Consider the following 6,978-nt stretch of genomic DNA (forward strand, 5'->3'; position numbering starts at 1 on the left):
TGCGTCACTTGAGTTTCTCGTCCTCCTTCAGGAGGCCAAGGGCGCGCAGGCGGGTGGCGATCCCACCCTGTTGGCGACCCAGGGCCTCGACCAGCTCGTCCTTGGTGGCGCCGCTGCGGTAGAGCTCGGCCAGCGTCTCCTCCTCGTCGGTGGACCATGGACGGAACGCGTTCGGGTGGTTCTTGCGGGCGGTCTTGATCCGGTGCGTCATCGAGCGAGTGTCGAGCACCTCGAGGGACCGGATGCGTGCCTGGCGGTGCCGGCCGACCTCCTCACCGTCGCGCCAGAACACCACCACGCCGTCGTCGAACGTCATCAGCTCGGCCGGGACGTCGCAGTAGTCGTCGGCCTCGAGCATCACTCGCATCATGGCTGGGTTTCTCCGTTTCGTCGGACGGTCCGGCAGCCACGGCGGCACACCCGGTCCCGTTTCTCGACAGAGAAGATGCCGCGATCCCACCCCGGCCCGACCACCGATTCGCAAGCTGTGGACAACCAACCGCACAACCTGTTTGCAAAACCTCTTTGCAAACTGACTTTGCAGACCTACCCTCGAAGACATGAGCGATGACGAACCTGCAGAGGCGGCCCTGGTCGGCGGCAAGACAGTCCGCCTGGACCGGCACCTGATCCGCGCGCTGGCGCACCCGATGCGGAACCGCATGCTCGGGCTGCTGCGGATGTACGGCCCGCAGACGGCGACCACGCTGGCCGGGCGGCTCGGGGTGAACACCGGCGCCACCAGCTACCACCTGCGGCAACTGGCCGAGGCAGGGCTGGTGGTGGAGGACGACACCCGCGGGAACGCGCGAGACCGGTGGTGGAAGTCGGCGCACCAGGGGACAGCCTTCGACGCGGCCGAGCTACTCGACCAGGAGCCGGAGCTGACGCTGGGATACCTGCACGGGCTCGGGCAGTCGTACGCGGAGAACATGTTCGGGTTCATCGACGCGATGCAGACGCTGCCGCCGGAGTGGCGCGACGCCAGCATGCTGTCGGACTACATGTTCCACCTCCGCCCCGAGGAGCTGAAGGCGATGCTGGCGGAGGTGATGGCGGTGTTCGAGAAGTACAAGACACCAGACCTCACCGCACCCCTGCCGGAGGGTGCCGAGCAGGTGTCGGTCCAGATCCAGGCCTACCCGCGCGAGACCAGGTAAGAGGGCGAGGTACGGCGTGAGGCGGGCAAGAACAACTGGGGATCGCGCGCCGCTGGTGGCCTTCCTGGTCGCCAACGTGGTGTCGATCTGCGGCACCCGGGTGAGCGCGATCGCGATTCCGTGGTTCGTGCTGACGACCACGGGGTCGCCGTTCAAGACCGGTCTGGTGGCGTTGGCGGAGATGGGCCCGCTGGTGCTGTCCAAGGCGGTCGGCGGACCGATGATCGATCGGGTCGGACCGCGGCGGATCAGCGTGCTGGCGGACACGGTCAGCACCGGCGTGGTGGCGCTGATTCCCTTGCTGCACACGATGAACGCACTGTCGTTCCCGCTGTTGCTCGCGCTGGTCGCCGTAGCCGGAGCACTCCGTGGACCGGGCGACGCGGCCAAGGCAACGCTCATCCCTGACATCGCGCACGCCGCGAAGGTGCCGCTGGAACGCGTGACCGGACTGGAGAGCACGACCGAGCGACTGGCGGGGTTCATCGCGTTCGCTGTCGCCGGCGGACTGATCACGCTCGTCGGCGAAGTCAACGCGTTGTGGATCGACGCGGCGTCGTTCGGCGTCTGCGCCGTACTCATCTCCCGCTGGATCCCCAGGAAGCACGAGAAGGCCGACAGCCCGGACGAGGGCAGCTACAAGGAGCGGTTGCTCGACGGCTGGCGATTCCTCCGCAGGGACAAGCTGATGATGCCGCTCGTCATGATGATCGCGGTGACCAACCTGCTCGATGTCGCGATCGGCGCCGTACTGCTGCCGGTCTGGATCAAGGAGCACGGCTTCGGGCCCGGCCACACCAGCCTGATCCTCACGTCGTTCGGGGTGACCGCCACGCTGTTCGCGCTGGTCGCGTCGGCGGTCGGCGATCGCATCCCGCGGAAGCTGGTCTTCACGGTGGCGTTCCTGATCTGTGGTGCGCCACGGTTCGTGGTGATGGCGTTCGACGCACCTGTGTGGGCAGTGATGGCGGTGTACGCCGTGGGCGGTATCGGGGCCGGTTTCATCAACCCGGTGCTGGGCGCGCTGTTCATCGAGCGCATTCCCCGGCACATGCTCGGCCGGGTCAACTCACTGGCCGACTCGGTCGCGTGGCTCGGCGTACCGCTCGGTGGCGTCGTGGCCGGTGCGGCGATCGCAGGCGTCGGTCTGGTGCCCGCACTGCTCGCAGCCGGCGCGGTGTACTTCGTCGCGACCATGTCACCACTGTTCTTCGGCCGCAACGCGAGCTGGAAGGCTACACAGGATCCGACGGGTCCTCGGGGAACGGAGGCCGATTCGGATCCGGCGGCAGTCCCCACGTCTTAGCCTTCGTCGCCTCGGTCTCCTTGCGACGCAGCCGGTCGCGTTCGGCGCTGAGCAGGCCGAGCAGTGCGAGGTCGAGCAGCATCCCGGTCACCGCCGCGAACTGCGTGCCCGCGAACTGGAACACCTGAGTGACCAGCAACGACACCAGCACCGCCAGCTCGAACAACCGGACCGCACGGACCCTGTTCTTCTTCCGCAACTGCAGTCCGCCGCGCAGCGTGAAAGAGGCCGACAGCAAGCTTCCCGCCGCCACGCCCAGGACCGGCAAGTCCGCGACCAGCCCGTCGTCGAACCGGATCGCGGCCGCGATGGCGGGCGCACCGATCGCTTGCACGACCAGTACGGCGACTGCCACCCGAGGCGCGAGTGGATGGGTGGCCAGCCGGTCGAACCCACGCTGCAATGCCTGCCAGGCAGCGTCGACCGGAGCGGCGAGCTCCACCTCGTCGGCCGGGCACGCGGCCAGCAGGTCTCTGGTCTCGCGGCGACCGTCGACGTCCAGGCTGACCTGGCGCAGCTGCTCCGAGGCCTGGGCCAGCCGGCGCCGCGAGAGGCCACCGGCGACCCCTTCGACGGCGTGGTCGACCACGTTGGCCAGCTGCTCGCGTTGGTCGATCGGACGGCGGGTGGTGAGGAAGCGGGTGCCGAGCACGATCAGCACGAAGACGACGTACACGATCGCTGCGGTCGGTTGGTAGAAGTAGTTGTTGTCCGAGGTGACGAACTTCCCGACCTCGTCGATGAACAGGCCGAACCCGACCCCGCCGATCAGTGCTGCCGCGGGCCGCACGACCGGGCCGACGTACGCGAGCAGCAGGGAGATCGACACCAGCATCAGCAGGCCGCCCGGCAGCACGTGGGCGATGTGCAGGCCCTTGCCGCCGATCTGCGGGTAGCCGCTCAGGCCGAGGAACAGGCGGGTGATCAGGACCGTCGCCACCCCGGACACCACGAAGGTGGTCAGATGCTCGGCGGACCGGACGTTGCGCACCAGCCCCGCTCGCATCAGGTACGGCGACCGCGCTCCGGTGGTGCCGGTCATGGGGCCTCCCGGCCTGGACTGAGGAGCGGAGGGAGCGAAGCGACCGGAGTGACGAGGGAAGGCCGGGAGTTCCAGCCCCATGGCCCGCCGCGCCGGAGGCGTGGCATCAGTACGGTCATGCGGCCTTACGTTAGTTGCCTGAGTGTCAGCGGACGAGGGCCGCGATGACGACCATGGCGACCAGGGCAGCCAGTACGAGCGAAGTCACCAGTCGGCGGGTGCGGGGGTCCACCAGATCAGGCTAGTAGACCCCCGCGTGCCCCGAATCAGGGCAGGGGGTAGTTGCCGACCAGGACGCCTGAGGGATCCACCCGCAGTTTGATCTCCACCAGCCGCGCGAGGTCCACCACGGTGTAGCTGTCGTGAAGGGTGTTCGAGGACAGGAGGTGCCGCACCTGGGCCTGGAAGATCAGCGACGGCTGCCCGACAAGTGCGGCGCGTCGAGCCGGCGGGAGCTGTCGGCACGGGTCTGCTTCGACCACTACGCCCGCCGGATCGGAACCGAACTCGGCGCTTCCGGGTGGTTTACCGAGGACTGACCAGCGGCTCCGGCCGGTGCACGCCGCGCGGACGGTAGCCGACGGCGTCGGACAGGCCCAGGTAGTCCGAGAGCAGCCAGATGATGGACAGCCACATCTCGGTGCCCTGCAGCCCGGGGATGGCGCGGTCGTCGGTCCCGTCCGGAGCGAACGCGAACCCGGCGCCGTCGACCCACCGGTCCAGGATCCGGGTGAGCTGGTCCTCGGCCCATCGAGTCCCGTCCGCCCGCCCCACGTCGGTCTGCTTGCCGGCCAGCCAGAGCGGGTGGATCACGTCCAGAACGTTGCACGCGTTGTAGCCGTCACCGCTGAACATCCGCCGGTCGTTGCTATGAGCAAGCACTGTCTTGACGGCCTGCTCCGGGTACGGCAGCGGCAGCCCGAACTGTGCGTAGGTCCCGCGCGTCAGCCGGTAGAAGCCGTTGACGACCTGCAACCAGCCGTCGTCCGGATGCTGCCGGCCCCACATGCCGGTGGCCGGATCGACGCGCAGCAGGAGCCAGCCCATCAAGGTCTCCAGCGGCCCGGATTCCCCATGATCCTTGAGGTTTCGCGCCAACGCGGTGCCGAGGGCATCGATCCCCGAACCGGACGACCAGGCATGCCTGTCCCACGGCAGCTTGTCGAGCTCCTCGGGCGTGAAGTCGGTCGCGATCGGGTGCTCGAAGCTGCTGTCCAGCACCTGCAACGCGTAGCCGACACAGAGCACGTGGTAGCTCGCCGGCCCCTGCAGGACGGACAGCTTGTCATCCGCGGGTACGTCGAGACCGGCGTCGGCGAGGTCTCCTGGTGAGACCAGTCCGGTCGCGGGGTCCTGGCGGTGACGCAGGCGGCGGACCAGGTCGTCGCGCGTGTGTCCTTCCGGCGTACGACGTACCAGGACGTCCGCGATCTCGACGGCGTCGCACCACGGGCGGATCGCCGGCTCGTGTCCGAGACCGGGGCGGTCGACGAAGCGCTCGCCGTCCCAGCTGCGCTCGAGTACGTCGTCCACCTGGTCGCGGGCCTTGGCGGTGAACGCGGCGAGCCGTTGGGAGAGGCTGCCGGTCCGGACCGGGGATTCGCCTGAACGGGAACGCAGTACCCGGGCCGGGTTGCCGGCGGCAATCGTGTTCGCGGGGACGTCCTTGGTGACGACGGCGCCGGCTCCGATGATTGAGTGCGGGCCGATGGTGACGCCGTCCAGGACGGTGACGTTCGAACCGATCCAGACGTCGTCGCCGATCGTGATGCCGAGCGCCGTGTGCTTCTGGCGGAAGATCGGCTGCCCCGGCGCGGTGCCGTGGTTGAACGCCAGCAGCGACGTGTGCGCCCCGATCCGGACGCCGTCGCCGATCGAGATCCGGCCGCGGACCACCGAGAACGGGTTGATCGTGGTGTCCGACCCGAGCGTGATGTGCCCGGTCAGGTACGCGTGCGCCGCGATGTACGACCGCTCCCCCATCCGGAGCTCGTCGCAGTACACGGCCGCCGACTCCGCGACGTACACGTCGTCGGCCAGCGCGAGCGACCCACCGAGCCGCTGCTGCCGGTCGGCCTGGCGCTTGCGCTCCTCATCGGAGCCGATCCGGGCGTACTCCCAGGGCAGGAAATCCAGTCGCAGCGGTTCACCAGAGGTCATGGGAAAACGCTATCCAAACCTTGGAGCTGCCGCTACCCCGGAAATGTCGCTGCTACCCTCTCGGCTGTGCGGGGTACCAGGCAGACATGACGACACCCGGATCTCTGGGCGGCGGGGACAGCGCCGACGACGGTCCGGCGAGCGGTGGCGGGCGCCGGCGAGTCACCATCAGCGACCTCGCACGCCGTCTGCACATCTCGAAGGCGTCGGTCTCGTACGCGCTGAACGGCCGGGCCGGGGTCAGCGACGAGACCCGGCAGCGGGTGCTCGACCTGGCCGAGGAGCTCGGCTTCCACCCGAACTCGGCGGCCGTCGCGCTGTCCGCCAGCCGGACCCGCACGATCGGCATCGTGATCGCCCGTGACCCCGCGCTGATCTCGACCGAGGCGTTCTACATGCGCACCCTGGTCGGCATCGAGCAGTACCTGAACGAGGTCGACTCGTCGCTGCTGCTCCGGCTGACGGGCGAGCACGGCGAGGATCTCGACGTACTGCGACGCTGGTCCCGGCAGGGGCGGGTCGACGGGTTCATCCTGTTCGACGAGCACGACGACGACCCGCGGATCACGCTGCTCAAGGAGCTCGGGATGCCGTGCGTGGTGGTCAGCTCCAACGACCCCGATGACCAGGTCGGCCGGCTGATCAGCTCGCCGGTCGAGACGGTTACCCTGCTGCTCGACCACCTGGCCGAGCTCGGGCACCGCGACATCGCGCACATCAGCGGGCCGTTCACGTTCGTCCACGAGCAGCTGCGGGTGCGGATGCTGGGCGAGGGGGCCGAGCAGCGCGGGATGACGGTGCGGCACGTCGAGGGCAGTTACCGGTACGACGACGGCGCCGAGCTGACCCGTCGGTTGCTGACCGACCCGAACCCGCCGACCGCGATCGTGCTGGGCAACGACCTGATGGCGGTTGCCGCGCTCCGGGTGGCGATGGATCTCGGGACCGACGTTCCGGGTGAGGTGTCGATCCTCGCGTGGGACGACTCGCCGCTGTGCGAGCTGGCGCGGCCGGGGATCACCGCGATCGACCAGAAGACGATGGAGCGCGGCCGGGCGGCCGCCGACCTCCTCCTCCGCGTCGCCGGCGGCGAGACGGACCTCCACGAGCAGGCCCCGGCCGGCGAACTCCACACCCGCGAATCCTCCGGACCAGCACGCACCCGCTGAACAGCGCCCCGCCCTTCGCCCCGCCCGGGGCGGGGGAATTCCGGCGAAGCCGCGCCCAGCCAGGCTGGTGGGGGAATCGCGGCGAAGCCGCGCCCAGTCAGGCTGGCGGGGCGCGGCGGCGGGGGGGGGGGGGCGGGGGGC

General features: G+C 69.2%; 7 protein-coding genes. 3 read left to right on the forward strand and 4 right to left on the reverse strand.

Annotated elements, in window-relative coordinates; genetic code table 11:
• Window positions 1-4: 4 nt before the first annotated feature.
• The gene (locus ACWCOV_RS28040) at window positions 5-370 is read right to left on the reverse strand and encodes a hypothetical protein (protein WP_449832303.1); all 366 of its coding nucleotides are present in this window, start codon (window positions 368-370) and stop codon (window positions 5-7) included.
• Window positions 371-560: 190 nt separating this feature from the next.
• On the opposite strand from ACWCOV_RS28040, the gene ACWCOV_RS28045 reads away from it, so the two are divergent.
• Complete coding sequence (locus tag ACWCOV_RS28045; protein WP_449832304.1) at window positions 561-1,160, forward strand: helix-turn-helix domain-containing protein; 600 nt, start codon at window positions 561-563, stop codon at window positions 1,158-1,160.
• Window positions 1,161-1,176: 16 nt separating this feature from the next.
• Window positions 1,177-2,466 carry an MFS transporter gene (locus tag ACWCOV_RS28050; RefSeq protein WP_449832305.1) on the forward strand — a complete coding sequence of 430 codons (1,290 nt, stop codon included), beginning with the start codon at window positions 1,177-1,179 and terminating at the stop codon, window positions 2,464-2,466.
• Here the strand turns inward: ACWCOV_RS28050 and ACWCOV_RS28055 are convergent.
• The 3 genes from ACWCOV_RS28055 to ACWCOV_RS28065 form a co-directional block, all read right to left on the reverse strand.
• Window positions 2,396-3,508: a hypothetical protein gene (locus ACWCOV_RS28055; RefSeq protein ID WP_449832306.1), complete on the reverse strand. Its 1,113-nt coding sequence runs from the start codon at window positions 3,506-3,508 to the stop codon at window positions 2,396-2,398. The genes ACWCOV_RS28050 and ACWCOV_RS28055 overlap by 71 nt on opposite strands.
• Before the next feature lie 266 nt (window positions 3,509-3,774).
• On the reverse strand, window positions 3,775-3,990 hold the full coding sequence (locus tag ACWCOV_RS28060) for a hypothetical protein (RefSeq protein WP_449832307.1): 216 nt from the start codon (window positions 3,988-3,990) through the stop codon (window positions 3,775-3,777).
• Between the two features lie 43 nt (window positions 3,991-4,033).
• The gene (locus tag ACWCOV_RS28065) at window positions 4,034-5,668 is read right to left on the reverse strand and encodes an acyltransferase (protein WP_449832308.1); all 1,635 of its coding nucleotides are present in this window, start codon (window positions 5,666-5,668) and stop codon (window positions 4,034-4,036) included.
• Window positions 5,669-5,754: 86 nt separating this feature from the next.
• On the opposite strand from ACWCOV_RS28065, the gene ACWCOV_RS28070 reads away from it, so the two are divergent.
• Entirely contained in the window at window positions 5,755-6,837 is a 1,083-nt protein-coding gene (locus tag ACWCOV_RS28070) for a LacI family DNA-binding transcriptional regulator (RefSeq protein WP_449832309.1), read from the forward strand.
• Window positions 6,838-6,978 lie beyond the last annotated feature (141 nt).

The sequence above is a fragment of the Kribbella sp. NPDC002412 genome (assembly GCF_053592935.1).